This window comes from Streptomyces sp. NRRL F-2664 (assembly GCF_000719345.1).
Lineage (GTDB): Bacteria > Actinomycetota > Actinomycetes > Streptomycetales > Streptomycetaceae > Streptomyces.
The window spans coordinates 49,376-64,471 of record NZ_JOFX01000026.1 but is presented as its reverse complement, the minus strand read 5'-3'; the positions used below and the strand labels follow the sequence as shown (position 1 = coordinate 64,471).

Here is a 15,096-nt window from a genome sequence, read left to right as displayed (position 1 = left end):
TTTCCCGGCATCTTCCTTGCTCCGCCGGGGAATCCCCTGCTACATCTGCCGCATGACCGATTATTCCCCGGACGCCACCGACTGGCGGATCCTCGAAGCCCTCCAGCGCAACGGCCGGGCCGGCTTCACCGAGCTCGCCCGCTCCGTGGCCATGTCCGCGAGCGCCGTCACCGAGCGGGTCCGCAGGCTGGAGGAGGCCGGTGTGATCACCGGGTACACGGCCGTGGTGGACCCGGAGAAACTCGGCAAGTCGATCCTCGCCCTGGTCCGGCTCCGCTATCCGCACGGCAACTACAAGCCGTTCCACGACCTGATGGAGGCCACGCCGGAGATCCTGGAGGCGCACCACGTCACGGGCGACGACTGCTTCGTCCTCAAGGTGGCCACCCGCTCGATGGGGCACCTGGAGGAGGTGACCGGCCGGATCTCCGGACTCGGGTCGGTGACGACGAGCGTCGTCTACTCCTCTCCGCTGCCCCGCCGCCCGCTCAGTCCGTGAGCGCCGCCGTCCTGTGGCGCACGACGGATCCGCCGCGCTGCTTGACGATCTGCAGCTGCGCCTGGACGCGGGTCCGCAGATCGGCGACGTGGCTGACGATGCCGACGCTGCGGTCGCGTTCGCGCAGGGAGTCCAGGACGTCGAGCACCTCGTCCAGCGCCTCGTCGTCGAGGCTGCCGAAGCCCTCGTCGATGAAGAGGGTGTCGAGGCGCGTGCCGCCCGCCTCGTCGGTGACCACGTCGGCGAGGCCCAGCGCGAGGGCGAGCGAGGCGAAGAAGGTCTCGCCGCCCGACAGGGTGGCGGTGTCTCGTTCGATGCCGGTCCACGCGTCGACCACGTGCAGCCCGAGGCCCGACCGGCCCCGTCCGCCCGCCCGCGCGTCGGAGTGCACCAGGGTGTAGCGGCCGCCGGACATGCGCAGCAGCCGTACCGTCGCGGCGGCGGCGACCTGCTCCAGGCGGGCGGCCAGGACGTACGCCTCCAGACGCATCCTGCGCTCGTTGTCGGCCGAGGTGCCGGCGGTCAGTCCGGCCAGCCGGGCCACCCGGTCGTAGGCCTCGCGCAGCGGCCCGAGCGCGCGCAGTTCCTGCTCGGCCTGCCGGGAGAGCCGGTCCAGCTCGGCGCAGCGGACGCGGGCCGCGTCGCAGGCGGAGCCCGCCGTACGGAGCTTCGCCGCGGCCTGGGCCGCATACGCCTCGGCGGCGTCCGGTGCGGCCGGCGGCAGCACCGCGGCCTCGGCGGCGTCCGTCTCGCCGAGGCGGTCCGCCAGCAGGGCCTCCTCCGCCTGCCAGGCGTCCATCCGGTGCTGGAGGGCGGTGCGTTCGTACTCGGGGAGGACGGCGTCGGCGGCGGCCTCGATGGTGTCGAAACCCGCCTTGAAGGCCGCGTCGGCGAGCTGGTCGTCGGCCTCCTTCAGCCGGGCGGCGGACGTCTCGGCGCGGCGCAGGCAGGCAGCGGCCGCGGCGACGGTCCGCACCCGGTCCTCCAAGGTGCGGGCGCGGGCCGCGACGGTCGGGGCGTCCTTGCGTACGCGGGCGAGTTCCGCTTCGAGCGAGGCCTGCTCCCGGTCCAGGGCCTCACGGCGGGAGGCCCGGGCGGCGGCCCGGGTCTCGGCGCCCAGCCGGTCGGCACTGCGCACGGCGTGCTCACGTTCGGCCCGGGCGAGCTGCTCGCGGGCCGCGTGCAGGCCGGCGGCCGCGGCGTGGGCGGCGGCATGGCGGGTCGTCAGATCAGTAAGGGTGCGCAGGAGTTCGACGGTGGGGGTCTCCCCCGCAGCGGACGCGGCCTCGGCCCGGGCCTCCCGGGCGGCGGCGAGCCGTCGCTCGACGGCGGCCCGGGCCCGCTCGGCCTCCTCGAAGGCGGTGTGGGCGGCGTCCTCGGCGGCCCGGTCCACGTGACCGGGTGCGGGGCGGGCCGGCTCCGGGTGCTCCGCGGATCCGCACACGGTGCAGGCCTCTCCTGCCACCAGCGCCTCGGCGAGTTCGGCGGCGATGCCGCGCAGCCGCGCCTCCTTGAGCTCCAGCCAGCGTTCGCGGGCGGCGGCCGACTCCTCGCGCAGGTCCAGCAGCTCACCCTCGGCGCGTTCGGCGTCGGCGGCGAACTCGTCCCGCCTGCGGGCGGCGTTCAGGTTCGTCCGGGCCGACTCCAGCCTGCCGGCGAGCTGCTCGGCCAGGGTCGCAGCCTGCTGGGCGGCGTCCACCCGCTCCTGCAGCGTGGCGCGGGTCTGCGCCCATCGCTCCAGCCACTCGGCGGACTCCTGGTGCTGCTCCTCGGCGGCGCGGGACTCCCGTTCCAGGTCGGCCCGTTCGCGGCCGATCTCGGCGCTGCGCTGCTCGGCACGGTGGGCGGCTGCGAGTGCGCCCAGCTCCTCGCGCAGCCGCTGCTCGACGGTGGCCAGCTGGTCGGCGCCCGCCTCCCGCAGTGGGGGCGGCAGTTCGGCCCGGGCCGCCGTCTCGGCGTGTGCGGCGGCGAGGTGCGCCGCGGAGGCTGCGCCGCGCAGTTCCAGGGCGGGGGCCACCAGGGCTCCCCGCCGGGCCCCGTCCAGCAGGCCGCGTACCCGCTCCCGCTCGGGTTCCGCCGCGGCGAGCAGGGCGGCCCGGCGGGCGGTCTCGGCGTGCCGGCGCTGGAGCCGGTCCAGTTCCCGCGCCTCCTCGGCGGCCCGCCGGGCGGCGGCGTACCGGCCCTCGACGGCGGCCAGGGCGTATTCGGCGACGTCCAGCCGCTCCCGGGCCGAGCAGCGCGCGACGGCCGCCCAGGCGCGGACCGCCTCCGCCAGCCCGGGGTCGCCGGGCTGGTGCCCGGGCAGCGGCCAGGCCCGCAGGTCGGCGCAGTCCCCGGCGGCCTGGGCGAGGCGCTGGGCGGTGTGGAGCACCTTCTCGTCGCCGGCCCGGACCTCGGCCTCGGCGGCCCGGCGCCGCTCCCCGAGCAGGGTTTCGACGGCGGCGAAGCGCCGCGTGTCGAAGAGGCGGCCGAGGAGCCGGCCGCGGGCCGCCTCGTCGGCGCGCAGGAACCGCGCGAACTCCCCCTGAGGCAGCAGTACGACCTGGCAGAACTGCTCGCGGCTCATGCCGAGCAGCTGCTCGACCTCCTCGCCGATCTCCTGGTGGGAGCGGCTGAGCGCCTCCCACCCCGCACCGGTGTGTTCGCGCAGCCGGCTCTGTGCCTTGTCCTTGGTGGTGCCCGTGCCGCGCTTCTTCGGACGCTCCTGTTCGGGGCGCCGGGTGATCTCCAGGCGGCGGCCGCCCGCGGTGAGTTCGAGGGTGACCTCGGTGGGGGTGCCGGCGGCGGCGTGGTCGCTGCGCAGGCTCGTGCCGGGGGCCTGGCGGGGGCCCGGAACGGATCCGTAGAGGGCGTAGCAGACGGCGTCGAGGACGGAGGTCTTGCCCGCGCCGGTGGGGCCGTGCAGCAGGAAGATGCCCGCGCCGGAGAGGGCGTCGAAGTCGATCTCCTGGGGTTCGGCGAAGGGCCCGAAGGCGGTGACGGCCAGCCGGTGCAGCCTCATCGGTGGGTCTCCCGGGCACTGTCGTCGACGCGCACGTCGTCGAAGGCGCCCTGCAGGACGGCCCGTTCGGCCTCGTCCGGCCGGCCGCCGCCGCGGACGTGGGCGACGAAGTCCTCGGCGATCTGCTGGTCGGTACGGCCGTGCAGGCGCTGGGCGTAGGAGGCGCCGGTCTCCTCGCGGCGGCCCTCGGGGTCGAAGGCGAGGGTGAGGATGTGCGGGAAGCGCGCGGCGAGGCGGGCCATGGGGTCGTCGGGGCGGACCGGGTCGGTGAGGGTCGCCTCCACCCAGGCGTCCTCGTGCACGGCGTGGACGGGGTCCCCGAGCAGGTCGTCGATCCGGCCGCGCAGCCTGGCGAGTGCGCGCGGTACAGGGGTGTCGATGCGGTCGGCGGTGACGATCTCCCCCCGCGCGCCGAGTTCTATCAGCCACATCGTCTTGCGGTGGCCGGCCTCGGAGAAGGAGTAGGCGAGGGGGGAACCGGAGTAGCGGACCCGTTCGTTGATCGTCTGGCAGCCGTGGAGGTGGCCGAGGGCGGCGTAGTCCACCCCGTCGAAGACGGAGGCGGGCACGGCCTCGACGCCGCCGACGCTGATGTCGCGTTCGCTGTCGCTGGCCTGCCCTCCGGTGACGAAGGCGTGCGCCAGTACGACGGACCGGGTGCCGGGCGGGCGGGTGGCGAGGTCGGCCCGGATCCGGTCCATGGCCGCGCCCAGGACGGCCTCGTGGCTGACCTTCCGCGCGCTGAACTCGTCCTTGACCAGGGCGGGCTCCAGGTAGGGCAGGCCGTACAGGGCCACGTCGCCGTGGGCGTCGGCCAGGACGACGGGATCGGCGCAGCCGGCCGGGTCGGTGCGCAGGTGGATCCCGGCGCGGCCGATCAGCCCCGCCCCCACCCCGAGCCGGCGCGCGGAGTCGTGGTTGCCGGAGATCATGACAACGGGCACGCCGAGTGCGGCGAGGCGGTGCAGGGCCCGGTCGTACAGCTCGACGGCGGGCAGCGGGGGCACGGCCCGGTCGTAGACGTCGCCCGCGACGAGGACGGCATCGACCTCGTGCGTGCGGACGGTCTCCACGAGGTGGTCCACGAAGGCCGCCTGGGCGCCGAGCAGGTTCACCCGGTGGAAGGCCCGGCCGAGGTGCCAGTCGGAGGTGTGCAGGAACTTCACTGGCCGGCACCGCCGCACATGCCGTCTCCCCCTGGTCGTCTCCGCTCGCTGAACCCCACTACGCTAACCCGTCCCCGGGGGCGCTCAGGGCGCGTACGTCTCTCCGCCGAGGGTGAGGGCGGCGGTTCCGGCCGTGCTGTCGGCGAGCCAGGCCTCGAAGGCGGGCAGGTCCGCCTCGGGGAGGGCGACCTCGATCTCCACGTCGGCCCCGTAGCGCAGGTCCACCACGGTCCGGCCGGTGGCGCGCAGGTCGTTCTGCGTCTTGCCGGCCCGCTGGTGGTCTACGGTGACGGTGGCCAGCCGGTAGCGCCGCCGGGTGACGGTGCCGAGTGCGTCGAGGGCTTCGCCGACGACCCCGCCGTAGGCGCGGATCAGCCCGCCGGCGCCCAGCTTGACGCCGCCGTAGTAGCGGGTGACGACGGCCACGGTGTAACGGACGTCACGGCGCAGGAGCATCTGCAGCATGGGCACCCCGGCGGTGCCGCCCGGCTCGCCGTCGTCGCTGGCCCTCTGGACGGCGGCGTCGGCTCCGATGACGTACGCGTAGCAGTTGTGCGTGGCGGTGGGGTGCTCCTTGCGGATCCGCGCGACGAAGTCCTGCGCCTCCTGCTCGGTCGCGGCGGGCGCGAGCGAGCACAGGAAGCGCGAGCGGTTGATCTCCGCCTCGTGCACGCCCTCGCGGGACACCGTCACGTACTGGTCTGCCTTCACCGCTCCACCCTAAGCCGTTCTCCCGCCCGCCCCCGGCCGGTCCGCCCGGGGGCCCCGGCCCCCCGGATGAGGCGTGCGGGAATCCGGCGCGGGGCTTCGGGGTTGATGCGGCTGAGCACCAGCAGGACCGGCATACGGCATCAACAGGAGGCGGCGCATGTACGGCGATCCGGCGACCATTCGGAAGATCCTCACCGAGCTCGGTGACACCTGGGCCGTGGTGGGCCTGTCGAACAACAGGGACCGGGCCGCGTACGGGGTGGCGCGCGTGCTGCAGCAGTACGGCAAGCGCGTCGTCCCGGTGCACCCCAAGGCCGAGACCGTGCACGGCGAGCCGGGGTACCCCTCGCTGGAGGCGATCCCGTTCAAGGTGGATGTCGTCGACGTCTTCGTCAACAGCGAACTGGCCGGAGCGGTGGCCGACCAGGCGGCCGCCGTCGGCGCCGACGCCGTCTGGTTCCAGCTCGGCGTCATCGACGAGGCCGCCTACGACCGGACCCGCGAGGCCGGGCTGGCGATGGTCATGGACCGCTGCCCGGCGATCGAGATCCCCGCGCTCTAGCCGAGCCCGCGGCCGGGAGCCGTGCGCGTCAGGCGTCCGCGCGCTGGACCCCGGCCCGTTCCACCCCGGCCCGGTCCACCGCAGCCCGTTCCGCCGCAGCCGGTTCGGCCTCGGCGAGCGCGGCCAGTCCCCGCAGCTGCTCCGACGTCATGCCGTCCGGCACGGGCACGGGCGCCGGGGTCCGCAGCGGCGGCTGCCACCCCGACTCCGGCGTCCAGCGCCGCACGATGCGCGCCGGCGCCCCCGCCACCACGGCGTGGTCGGGCACCTCACCCCGCACCACCGCCCCGGCGGCCACGACGACGTTGCGGCCCAGCCGGGCTCCGGGGAGGATCACCGCGCCCGTGCCGAGCCAGCACCCGGGACCGATCACCACCGGCGCACTGCGCGGCCACTGCCGGCCGACGGGCTCGTGCGGATCGTCGTAACTGTGGTTCGTGGACGTGATGTACACGCCCGGCCCGCAGAAGGTGTTGGAACCGATCTCGATGGGGGCGTCGGCGATGACGTGACTGCCCCGGCCGATGACCACCCCGTCGCCGAGCACCAGCATCGGCTCCGCCCCCAGGTCGAGGTCCGGCATCATCCCGGCGGTGAGGGTGACCTGCTCCCCGATGATGCAGTGCCCGCCGAGCCGGATCCACCGCTCGCCGAAGACCGTGCCCTGCGGGAAGGCGAGCCGGGTGCCGTCCCCGATCGCACCGAAGCGCAGCCGGCCCGGCGTCTGCGCGGTCACGGCGCCGGCCTGCTGCATCCAGCGCCAGCCGGTGTGGACCACGCGGCTCGCCAGCCGGCGGCGCAGGACCGCCACGGATGAGAACGTGTTCTTTTTCTTCGGCACCCGGCCACGGTAGTGCGCCCGGCGACGCCCGTCCGGACCGCGGTCCTGTGATCTTCACCCCATCGCCGGTACGACGGGCGGCGTGGCCTACGGTGCCGGTAGCGCGGCAACCGGACGACCGACGATGAGGAAGAGCACATGAACCACCAGGCGGCCCAGGCACTCGTGGCGGGTGTCGGCGGCAAAAACCCCGACATCGACCCCTCGGCCTTCACCGCACCCACCTCGGTCGTGGTCGGCGACGTCACCCTCGCCGCCGGCGCCAGCATCTGGTACTCGGCGGTCCTGCGCGCCGACTGCGGCCCCATCACGCTCGGCGCCGACAGCAACGTGCAGGACAACTGCACGCTGCACGTGGACCCCGGCTTCCCCGTGTCCATCGGCGAGCGCGTGTCCATCGGCCACAACGCCGTCGTGCACGGCTGCACCGTCGAGGACGACTGCCTGATCGGGATGGGCGCCACCGTCCTGAACGGCGCGGTGATCGGGGCCGGTTCCCTGGTCGCCGCGCAGGCCCTCGTCCCGCAGGGCATGGTGGTCCCGCCCGGCTCGCTGGTGGCGGGGGTCCCGGCGAAGGTACGCCGCGAGCTGACGGCCGAGGAGCGCGAGGGCATCAAGGTCAATGCGCAGATGTACGTGGAGCTGGCGGAGCAGCACCGCTCCTCGGTGATGGGCTCCTGAGGAGTGCGCCCCGTGCCGCCGTCAGTCGCCGACGGCGGCGGGGGCGGCCGGCTGCGCGGGGATCTCCGCGCCGGTCGGCGCGGCAGCCTGGGCCGCCTTCTTCATGCGGTTGCGCACCACCAGCGTCACCGCGAGCCCGAACGCCACCGCGAGGCCGAGGGCCAGCCAGGAGAACCGCTTCAGCCACGGCTCCGCGACGATGCCGACCGAGTAGATGACGGCCGTGGTCCCGCCCGCCCAGAGGATCCCGCCGAGGACGTTGGCGACGAGGAAGCGCCAGTACGGCATGCGCAGCACACCCGCCAGCGGGCCGGCGAAGATCCGCAGCAGCGCCACGAAACGGCCGAAGAAGACGGCCCACACGCCCCACTTCTCGAAGGAGCGTTCCGCCAGGGCGACCTGCTGGGGCCCGAAGTGCTTGGGGAAGCGCCGGCCCAGCCGGTCCAGCAGCGGCTTGCCGCCCCGGCGGCCGATGGCGTAGCCGATCGAGTCGCCCACGATCGCGCCGGTGATCGCGCACAGCCCCAGCACCACAGGGTCGATCTCCCCGTGCTGCGAGGCCAGCAGCGCCGAGCTCACCAGGATGATCTCACCCGGCAGGGGGATGCCGAGGCTCTCCAGGCCGATGACCAGGCCCACCAGGAGATAGATGCTGACCGCCGGAATCGTCTCCAGCCATTCCTGGATGTGCACCGGTACGTCCTTCCGAATCGTCCCCGGCGCGCCCCCTCTGGCACGCCGAGCGGGCAGCCTACCGGCTCCCCAGCACGATCTTCGACCTCAGCGGAAGCTCCCGGGAGGAACGCCCTGCGAACACCTCGCGGCGGCCGGAGCCCAGCACCCAGGCGTGCCGCTGCGGGTCCCACGACGACAGCGTCCGGGCGTCGACGTCGACGCTCACGCGCTGCGCGGCTCCCGGCGCCAGCGTGATCCGCCGGTACCCGGCGAGTGCGCGCACCGGCTGGTCGAGCCGGAGGTCCTCGGACGGGCCGACGTACACCTGGGCCACCTCCGTGCCCCTGCGACGGCCGGTGTTGCGGACGGTGAACTCCACGCGCAGTCCCGCGCGCTGCGTCCGGACCGCGAGCTTCTCGTACTGCCAGGTCGTGTACGACAGGCCGTGTCCGAAGGGGAAGAGCGGTGCCTTCCCCCGGGCGTCGTACCAGCGGTGGCCGACGTGGACGCCCTCGGAGTACTCCTGCCGGCCGCCCACTCCCGGATAGCGCGAAGGGTCCGCGCCGACCGGGGTGGTGCGCTCGTCGGCCGGAAAGGTCTGGGTCAGTCGGCCGCCGGGGTCCACGTCGCCGAAGAGGACGTCGGCCGTGGCTCCGGCGCCCTCCTGTCCCGGGTAGTACATCTGCAGGACCGCTGCGGTACGGGAGAGCCACGGCATGGTCGTGCCCGAGGGGGTGTTGAGCACCACCGTCGTACGGGGGTTCGCCGTGGCCACCGCCTCGATCAGCCGTTCCTGCCCGCCCGGGAGCGCCAGCGAGGTCCGGTCCGCGCCCTCCGTGGCGTCCTCGTAGGCGAACAGGACCACGCTGTGGGCCCCCTTCGCTGTCCGGACCGCCTCGGCGAGGTCAGCGGCCCGGATCGCCCCCGTGATGTGGCGCAGGCGGATCCGCTGGCCCCTGTCTCCGCCGGCTGCGGTCACGGCGAGCCGGTGGGTGCCGGCCTTGAGCGGGAGGGTCCGGCGGCGCACGGCCATGCCGTCGGGCGCGGTGCCGAGGAGGCCGCCCGCGTAGTGCTCTGCAACGCCCTGCCGGACGGGGAAGAGCTCCTCCCCGTCGAGGCGTACGCCGGGCCGCTTCCCGGTGTAGTGGACCAGCAGGGTCCATTCGTCGTCCGCCGCCAGGTGGAAGGCGCCCTCGTGGGTCCAGACGCGTCCGGGGCCGACCTCGCGGTGCTCCAGGTCGGCGGCCGGAGTGAGCAGCTTCGCCGGGAGCGGCCGTCCGAAGAGGTCCTCGCCGAGGGCGTGGCGCACGGTCGATCCGCTCCCGGCGCGCCGCCTGATGGCGGTGAGCGGCGCGTCCGCGCCGTCGGGCACTACGTGCGAGCTGCCCCCGCCGCCGGTGAACGGCACCCGGGCGGTCGGGCCGATCACCGCGATCGAGCGTGCCGCGGCCCCGGTCAGCGGCAGGGTCTCGTGCTCGTTGCGCAGCAGCACCGCTCCGGCGGCGGCCACCTTGCGGGCGACCCGGGCCCCCGCCGCCGCGTCGTGCGCGGGCCGGGCGGGGCGGCGCGCGGCCAGCAGGCCGAAGCGGTCCATGGTGGCCAGGATCCGGTGCACGGCCTGGTCGACGGCGGCCTCCGGAACGGAGCCGCCGCGTACAGCCTCCCGCAGCGGTCCGCCGAAGTGGGTGCCGCCGGGCATCTCCATGTCCAGGCCGGCCCGGACGGCGGCGACGGTGCTGTGGGCGGCGCCCCAGTCGGAGACCACCCAGCCGTCGAACCCCCAGCGCTGGCGCAGCAGTTCGTCGAGCAGCGGCCTGCTCTCACAGGCGTGGACCCCGTTGACCTTGTTGTAGGCACCCATCACGGCGCCGACGCCGGCCGCCACGGCCGCCTCGAAGCCCCGCAGCTCGGTCTCGTGCAGGGTCTGCTCGCCGACGGACACGTCGACGGTGTCGCGGCCCTGCTCCTGGTTGTTGAGGGCGAAGTGCTTGACGGTGGCGATGAGTCCCTCCTCCTGGATGCCGCGGACCAGCTCGCCGACCAGGTCGGCGGTGAGCTGCGGGTCCTCGGAGAGGGTCTCGAAGTTCCGTCCGGCATACGGGGTGCGGATGAGGTTGGCCATGGGGGCCAGGACGACGTCCTGGCCGAGGGCCCGGCCTTCGCGGCCGATGACGCGTCCGTACTCGCGGGCCAGCGCCGGGTCGAAGGCGGAGGCGAGCAGCACCGGCGCGGGCAGTGCGGTGGCGGGCCGGGAGACCCGTACTCCGGCGGGCCCGTCGGCGAGCCGCAGGGCCGGGATGCCGAGCCGCGGTACGCCGGGCAGGTAGCCGGCCTGGCCCTCGGGGGCGGGGTCGGGGGCGCCGTGCAGCAGGGCGGTCTTCTCGTCGAGGGTGAGTTGCTCCACCAGCGCGTCGATACGGGCGGCACCTCCCGTCCCGGTCCCGCTGCCGGCTGCGGGGGCGGCCTCGGCGCCGGTCCCGGAGCCGGTGGGACGGGCGTCGGGCGGTGGCAGGGTGGCGGTGCAGCCGCCGGTGGAGAGCGTCGCGCCCGCCGCGCCGGCCGCCGCGAGCAGCCGCATCGCCGAACGTCTGGACACGTCCTCGCTCATGGTGCTCCCTGCGGCGCCTGTGGGCGGGAGCGGCCCTCGCCGGACCGCCCCCCGGGCCACTGTGCGCCGTACGGGCACGCACGGGACCGGGACGCGCCACCGCGGGCGCGCAGGTTCAGCCCTCCGGCCGGGGCGGCAGGCCGTCGGCGACGCGCCGGGGCTCATCCTGGCTCTGGATGCGCGCCTCGGTGCGGTGTCCGCGGGCGATGTAGTCCCGGACGACGGCCTCGACCGCGTCCTGCGGTGAGCCGACCCCGGCGAGCACCATCACCTCCACCACCAGTTCGGCGTCGAGGCTGATATTGACCTTGGCCACGCGTGCCCCCTCCATCGTCGTGCGAGGACTCTAGACCGTCCGGTGGGGCCCCGCCCGTACGACGGCACGGCCGGTGCACCCGGTTGCGCCCCGGCGTGCCGGAAAGCAGTACGCGCCCGCTGCTCGCAGGAGCGGCGGGCACGTACGCGACCGGTGTCAGGCGTTGGGGCGCAGGGTCCAGACGACCGTCATCTCGCCCGTCACGGCCTCGTCCTCGCGCTGGATGGCGACGGTGACCGGGAACTCGGGGCGGCCGCCGGCGTCGAGTTCGGCGACGACCTCCGCGGCCGGGCGGCCGAGGGTGGCGGTGGCGGTGACGACGCCCTTGGCGAGCTTCTTGTAGCCGATCTCGGCCTTGACGGCGAGGGGCACGGCCCGGGAGAGCTGCTCACCGAAGGCGGCCAGGACGATGGCGCCGCTCGCGGACTCGGCGAGGGTGAACATGGCGCCGGCGTGCGGGCCGCCGACGTGGTTGTGGAAGTCGGGCTGGTCCGGGAGCCGGACGACGGCGCGCTCGGGGGTGGTCTCCAGGAACTCGAGGTTCAGGGTTCGGGCCATCGGCACGGTGGCGGCGAGCAGTTCGCCCACGTTCATCTGGTCTGCGCTCATGGGACGCGATGTTACCCGCGAGTAGACAGGATTGACCAGAGGTCACCGGGGGGCGGCCGTGGCTCCCACCGACCGCTCCCACTATCGTTACCGGCCATGTGGCCAGGACAGCAGCAGCCGCCCGGGGGCGAGCAGAACCCCCAGGACGCGCATCAGAACCCGTACGCGCAGCCGCCGGGACAGCCGGCGCAGCCGAACCCGTACCAGCAGCAGCCCGGTTACGGATACCCGCAGCAGCCCGGCTACCAGCAGCCGTCGGGCCAGCACTGGGGCCAGCCCCAGCCGCCCCAGCAGCCGCAGGCCTCCGGCGGGAGCCCCTACTCGACGAAGACCGTGGCCATCGTCGCGGCCTCCGCGGTCGTCGTGGCCGCCGCCGCGACCGGCGCGTACGTCCTGACCCGGGACGACAAGACCACCGAGGCCAACGACAAGCCGCCCGCCGCGAGCGCCCCCGTCGAGGCGCCGGCCCCGGCCGGCAGCAGCCCCAACCCGCGGGCCGGCGGCGCCATGCAGCCCGTCGTCCCGGGCTGGAAGGTCGTCACCAACACGAAGTACAACGTCGCCTACGACGTCCCGCAGGAGTGGAACGTCAACGACCCCGGCGTCTCGCTCTTCTACGACGACGAGGTCAAGAACGACGGCAAGCCCGTCATCACGATGTCCGGTACCGCCACCCTCAAGCGCGAGTGGTGCACGGTCGACAAGGACGCCGACGGCAACCTGGAGAAGTTCTCGATCGCCGACAGCGGCGTCAAGGGAGCCCAGGGCGCCAAGGACACCGCCCAGGCGGCCACGGACAACACCGGCACCTGGGTGTGGGCGGGCTTCGCGCAGAAGGAGCCCAAGGGGACGGTCAAGGTGACCGAGCCCAAGGAGTTCACGACCTCCTCCGGCATCAAGGGCCACATGGTGGTCGCGACCGCGCCGAACGTGAAGAAGGAGCACAAGTGCTCCACCGACGGCAAGGCGGTCGGCTTCGCCTTCAAGAACGCCGCGGGCGACTTCGCCAGCTTCGCTCTGGTCACCGCGGCCGGCGTGAAGGAAGAGGTCCCCACGGAGATCTCCGACAAGATCCTCAGCTCCATCCGGCTCACCACGGGATGATCTCCGGCTGAGCCCGTCCCCGCCCCGGCGCCCGGAGTCCGTTTGGATTCCGGGCCCGGGGCGGCGATAGTCCGGGGGTGAGTTCTCCCCCCGCCGCACCGCACCGTACGCCCGCGCCCCGCCCCCGCCGCAGCCGCCCGGAGTGGGCCGGCCGCAACTACACCCTGCTCACGGGCGCCGCGGTGGTCACCAACCTCGGCAGTCACGGAGCGCTCATCGCCTCCGCCTTCGCCGTCCTGGAAGCCGGCGGATCGAGCGGCGACGTGGGCCTCGTCGCGGCCGCCCGCACACTCCCGCTCGTCCTCTTCCTGCTCGTCGGCGGCGCCGTGGCCGACCGGCTGCCGCGCCACCGGGTGATGGTCGCGGCCAATGCCCTCAACTGCCTCTCCCAGGCCGTCTTCGCGCTGCTCGTCCTCACCGGCGACCCGCAGCTGTGGCAGATGATGCTGCTGACCGCCCTGTGCGGCACCGGTACGGCCTTCTTCAACCCGGCGGCCGAGGGCATGCTGCTGTCCACGGTCTCCGGTGAACACGCCAACCGCGCCTTCGCCCTCTTCCGCATGGCCATGAACGGCGCGGGCATCGGCGGAGCGGCCCTCGGCGGAGCCATGATCGCCGCGATGGGCCCGGGCTGGGTGCTCGCCGTGGACGCGGCGGCGTTCGCGGTCGCCGGGGCGATGCGCGCCTTCCTCGACGTCAGCGGTACGCCCGACCGGGCCGCCGGCGGCGGGCTGCTGGCCGATCTGCGGGAGGGCTGGGTGGAGTTCCACACCCGGCCCTGGCTGTGGAGCATCGTCCTGCAGTTCTCCGTCGTCGTGGCCGTCGTCGGCGCCGCGGAGGCGGTCTACGGTCCGCTGGTCGCCCGGGACCGGCTGGGCGGGTCGGCGCCCTGGGGGCTGGCCCTGGCCCTGTTCGGGGTCGGCACCATCGCCGGGGCCGTCCTGATGATGGTGTGGAAGCCCCGGCGGCTGCTGCTGGTCGGCACGCTGTGCGTGTTCCCGCTGGCGCTGCCGTCCGCGGGCCTGGCCGTACCGCTGCCGGTGTGGGGGCTGTGCGCGGTGATGTTCGTCAGCGGAGCCGCGATCGAGGTCTTCGGCGTGAACTGGATGACGACGATGCACCAGGAGATCCCCGAGGAGAAGTTCTCCCGGGTCTCCGCCTACGACTGGTTCGGGTCGGTCTCGATGCTCCCGCTGGCCACGGCCCTGGCGGGCCCGGTCGAATCGGCCTTCGGGCGGACCGAGGCCCTGTGGGGCTGCGCCGGCCTGGTCGTCCTCGTCACGGCCCTGGTCCTGCTCGTCCCGGACGTGCGCCGCATGACGCGCAGGCCGTCCGGCCGCACGAGCGTCGGTCCCGTCGCGGCCGACGCCGCACCCGGGTCCGCGGCCGCGTCCGCCTCCGCGTCGCCCTCGTCCCGTCTCACCCCAGGCTGAAGGCGCCCTCCGGCGGCGCGGGCGAGGGGCCGGCGTCGGCGTCGGCGACGGGGGCCGCGCCCCGGAGGAAGCGGGCGAGGCCGTCGCCGTACTCGACCCGGGCGGGGAAGGCGTCGGACGCGCACCGGCGGGCCAGCGCCGCCACGTCCAGCGGGGTGTCGCAGGCCAGCAGCACGGCGTTCCCGAAGCGCCGGCCCCTGAGCACGGACGGCTCGGCGAGGAGGGCGAGCTCCGCGAAGGCGGTCGCGAAGTTGGCCAGCTGGCTCCGCAGGAAGTCGAAGGGCGCCCCGTCCGCCAGGTTCGCCGCGTACAGCCCGCCGGGCCGCAGTACGCGGGCGGCTTCCCGCGCGTACTCCAGGGAGGTCAGCTGCGCCGGCACCCGCGAGCCGCCGAACACGTCGGCCACCACCATGTCCGCGCTCCGCGCGGGCGCGCCCCCCAGCCAGGCCCGGGCGTCCGCGGTGTGCACCGTGATCCCGGAATCCGCCGGCAGCGGCAGGTGCTCGGTGACCAGCTCGACCAGGCCCGCGTCCAACTCCACCACCTCCTGCCGGGAGCCGGGCCGGGTGGCGGCGGCGTAGCGGGGCAGGGTGAGCGCACCGCCGCCCAGGTGCAGTAGGTCCAGCGGGCGTCCCGGCTCCGCCGCGCAGTCGAGGACGTGCGCGAGGCGGCGTACGTACTCGAATTCCAGGTGCAGCGGATCGTCCAGGTCCACATAGGACTGCGGGGCCCCGTCGACGGTCAGCAGCCAGGCCCGTTCCCCGTCGACGTCCGGCATCAGCTTGGCGGTGCCCTGGCCCACGTCCCGTACCACCGGGATCCGTTCGTCGCTCACCGCTCCATTGTCCGGCACCCCTCCACGGCCCCGGACGGCGGACCGCGGGCGGCGC

Annotated in this window: 14 protein-coding genes; 5 read left to right on the top strand and 9 right to left on the bottom strand. The window is 74.5% G+C overall.

Going from position 1 to position 15,096, the window contains the following annotated elements:
* Nucleotides 1-52 precede the first annotated feature (52 nt).
* On the top strand, nt 53-499 hold the full coding sequence (locus IF89_RS0122655; protein WP_030771045.1) for an Lrp/AsnC family transcriptional regulator: 447 nt from the start codon (nt 53-55) through the stop codon (nt 497-499).
* Here IF89_RS0122655 and IF89_RS0122650 read toward each other — a convergent pair.
* From IF89_RS0122650 to IF89_RS0122640, 3 genes are all read right to left on the bottom strand, one after another.
* A complete protein-coding gene (locus tag IF89_RS0122650; RefSeq protein ID WP_030771044.1) occupies nt 489-3,500 on the bottom strand; it encodes an AAA family ATPase in 3,012 nt (1,003 codons plus the stop codon). The genes IF89_RS0122655 and IF89_RS0122650 overlap by 11 nt on opposite strands.
* On the bottom strand, nt 3,497-4,666 hold the full coding sequence (locus IF89_RS0122645; RefSeq protein ID WP_030771043.1) for an exonuclease SbcCD subunit D: 1,170 nt from the start codon (nt 4,664-4,666) through the stop codon (nt 3,497-3,499). Before IF89_RS0122645 ends, IF89_RS0122650 begins: the two co-directional genes overlap by 4 nt.
* Before the next feature lie 84 nt (nt 4,667-4,750).
* On the bottom strand, nt 4,751-5,377 hold the full coding sequence (locus IF89_RS0122640) for a YigZ family protein (RefSeq protein WP_030771041.1): 627 nt from the start codon (nt 5,375-5,377) through the stop codon (nt 4,751-4,753).
* A 157-nt stretch (nt 5,378-5,534) separates the two neighbouring features.
* On the opposite strand from IF89_RS0122640, the gene IF89_RS0122635 reads away from it, so the two are divergent.
* A complete protein-coding gene (locus IF89_RS0122635; RefSeq protein ID WP_030771040.1) occupies nt 5,535-5,939 on the top strand; it encodes a CoA-binding protein in 405 nt (134 codons plus the stop codon).
* Nucleotides 5,940-5,967: 28 nt separating this feature from the next.
* Here the strand turns inward: IF89_RS0122635 and IF89_RS0122630 are convergent, their stop codons facing one another.
* Nucleotides 5,968-6,780 (bottom strand): acyltransferase, encoded by an 813-nt coding sequence (locus IF89_RS0122630; RefSeq protein WP_078628447.1) that lies wholly within the window; start codon nt 6,778-6,780, stop codon nt 5,968-5,970.
* 138 nt (nt 6,781-6,918) lie between these two features.
* Here IF89_RS0122630 and IF89_RS0122625 point away from each other — a divergent pair, with 138 nt between their 5' ends.
* Nucleotides 6,919-7,461, top strand: a complete 543-nt coding sequence (locus tag IF89_RS0122625; RefSeq protein ID WP_030771036.1) for a gamma carbonic anhydrase family protein — start codon at nt 6,919-6,921, stop codon at nt 7,459-7,461.
* Between the two features lie 21 nt (nt 7,462-7,482).
* Here the strand turns inward: IF89_RS0122625 and IF89_RS0122620 are convergent, their stop codons facing one another.
* The 4 genes from IF89_RS0122620 to IF89_RS0122605 all read right to left on the bottom strand — a co-directional run bounded on the left by IF89_RS0122620 (nt 7,483) and on the right by IF89_RS0122605 (nt 11,669).
* Nucleotides 7,483-8,154 (bottom strand): DedA family protein, encoded by a 672-nt coding sequence (locus tag IF89_RS0122620; RefSeq protein ID WP_030771033.1) that lies wholly within the window; start codon nt 8,152-8,154, stop codon nt 7,483-7,485.
* Nucleotides 8,155-8,212: 58 nt separating this feature from the next.
* Complete coding sequence (locus tag IF89_RS0122615) at nt 8,213-10,744, bottom strand: glycoside hydrolase family 3 C-terminal domain-containing protein (protein ID WP_030771030.1); 2,532 nt, start codon at nt 10,742-10,744, stop codon at nt 8,213-8,215.
* Between the two features lie 115 nt (nt 10,745-10,859).
* Nucleotides 10,860-11,060 carry a type II toxin-antitoxin system VapB family antitoxin gene (locus IF89_RS0122610; RefSeq protein WP_030771029.1) on the bottom strand — a complete coding sequence of 67 codons (201 nt, stop codon included), beginning with the start codon at nt 11,058-11,060 and terminating at the stop codon, nt 10,860-10,862.
* A gap of 156 nt (nt 11,061-11,216) precedes the next feature.
* Nucleotides 11,217-11,669 (bottom strand): DUF4442 domain-containing protein, encoded by a 453-nt coding sequence (locus IF89_RS0122605; RefSeq protein WP_199820543.1) that lies wholly within the window; start codon nt 11,667-11,669, stop codon nt 11,217-11,219.
* A gap of 96 nt (nt 11,670-11,765) precedes the next feature.
* Here IF89_RS0122605 and IF89_RS0122600 point away from each other — a divergent pair, with 96 nt between their 5' ends.
* Together IF89_RS0122600 and IF89_RS0122595 are read left to right on the top strand one after the other, a co-directional pair.
* Nucleotides 11,766-12,773 carry a hypothetical protein gene (locus IF89_RS0122600; protein WP_030771025.1) on the top strand — a complete coding sequence of 336 codons (1,008 nt, stop codon included), beginning with the start codon at nt 11,766-11,768 and terminating at the stop codon, nt 12,771-12,773.
* A gap of 77 nt (nt 12,774-12,850) precedes the next feature.
* Nucleotides 12,851-14,206, top strand: a complete 1,356-nt coding sequence (locus tag IF89_RS0122595) for an MFS transporter (protein ID WP_030771022.1) — start codon at nt 12,851-12,853, stop codon at nt 14,204-14,206.
* Here IF89_RS0122595 and IF89_RS0122590 read toward each other — a convergent pair.
* Nucleotides 14,193-14,984: a spermidine synthase gene (locus IF89_RS0122590; RefSeq protein WP_234327842.1), complete on the bottom strand. Its 792-nt coding sequence runs from the start codon at nt 14,982-14,984 to the stop codon at nt 14,193-14,195. The genes IF89_RS0122595 and IF89_RS0122590 overlap by 14 nt on opposite strands.
* Nucleotides 14,985-15,096 lie beyond the last annotated feature (112 nt).

What these genes read in the sequence shown, in the direction of transcription:
- IF89_RS0122655 (WP_030771045.1), top strand. Translation starts at nt 53, where the DNA reads ATGACCGATTATTCCCCGGACGCCACCGACTGGCGGATCCTCGAAGCC.
- IF89_RS0122650 (WP_030771044.1), bottom strand. Translation starts at nt 3,500, where the DNA reads ATGAGGCTGCACCGGCTGGCCGTCACCGCCTTCGGGCCCTTCGCCGAA.
- IF89_RS0122635 (WP_030771040.1), top strand. Translation starts at nt 5,535, where the DNA reads ATGTACGGCGATCCGGCGACCATTCGGAAGATCCTCACCGAGCTCGGT.
- IF89_RS0122625 (WP_030771036.1), top strand. Translation starts at nt 6,919, where the DNA reads ATGAACCACCAGGCGGCCCAGGCACTCGTGGCGGGTGTCGGCGGCAAA.
- IF89_RS0122615 (WP_030771030.1), bottom strand. Translation starts at nt 10,744, where the DNA reads ATGAGCGAGGACGTGTCCAGACGTTCGGCGATGCGGCTGCTCGCGGCG.
- IF89_RS0122605 (WP_199820543.1), bottom strand. Translation starts at nt 11,669, where the DNA reads ATGAGCGCAGACCAGATGAACGTGGGCGAACTGCTCGCCGCCACCGTG.
- IF89_RS0122600 (WP_030771025.1), top strand. Translation starts at nt 11,766, where the DNA reads ATGTGGCCAGGACAGCAGCAGCCGCCCGGGGGCGAGCAGAACCCCCAG.
- IF89_RS0122590 (WP_234327842.1), bottom strand. Translation starts at nt 14,984, where the DNA reads ATGCCGGACGTCGACGGGGAACGGGCCTGGCTGCTGACCGTCGACGGG.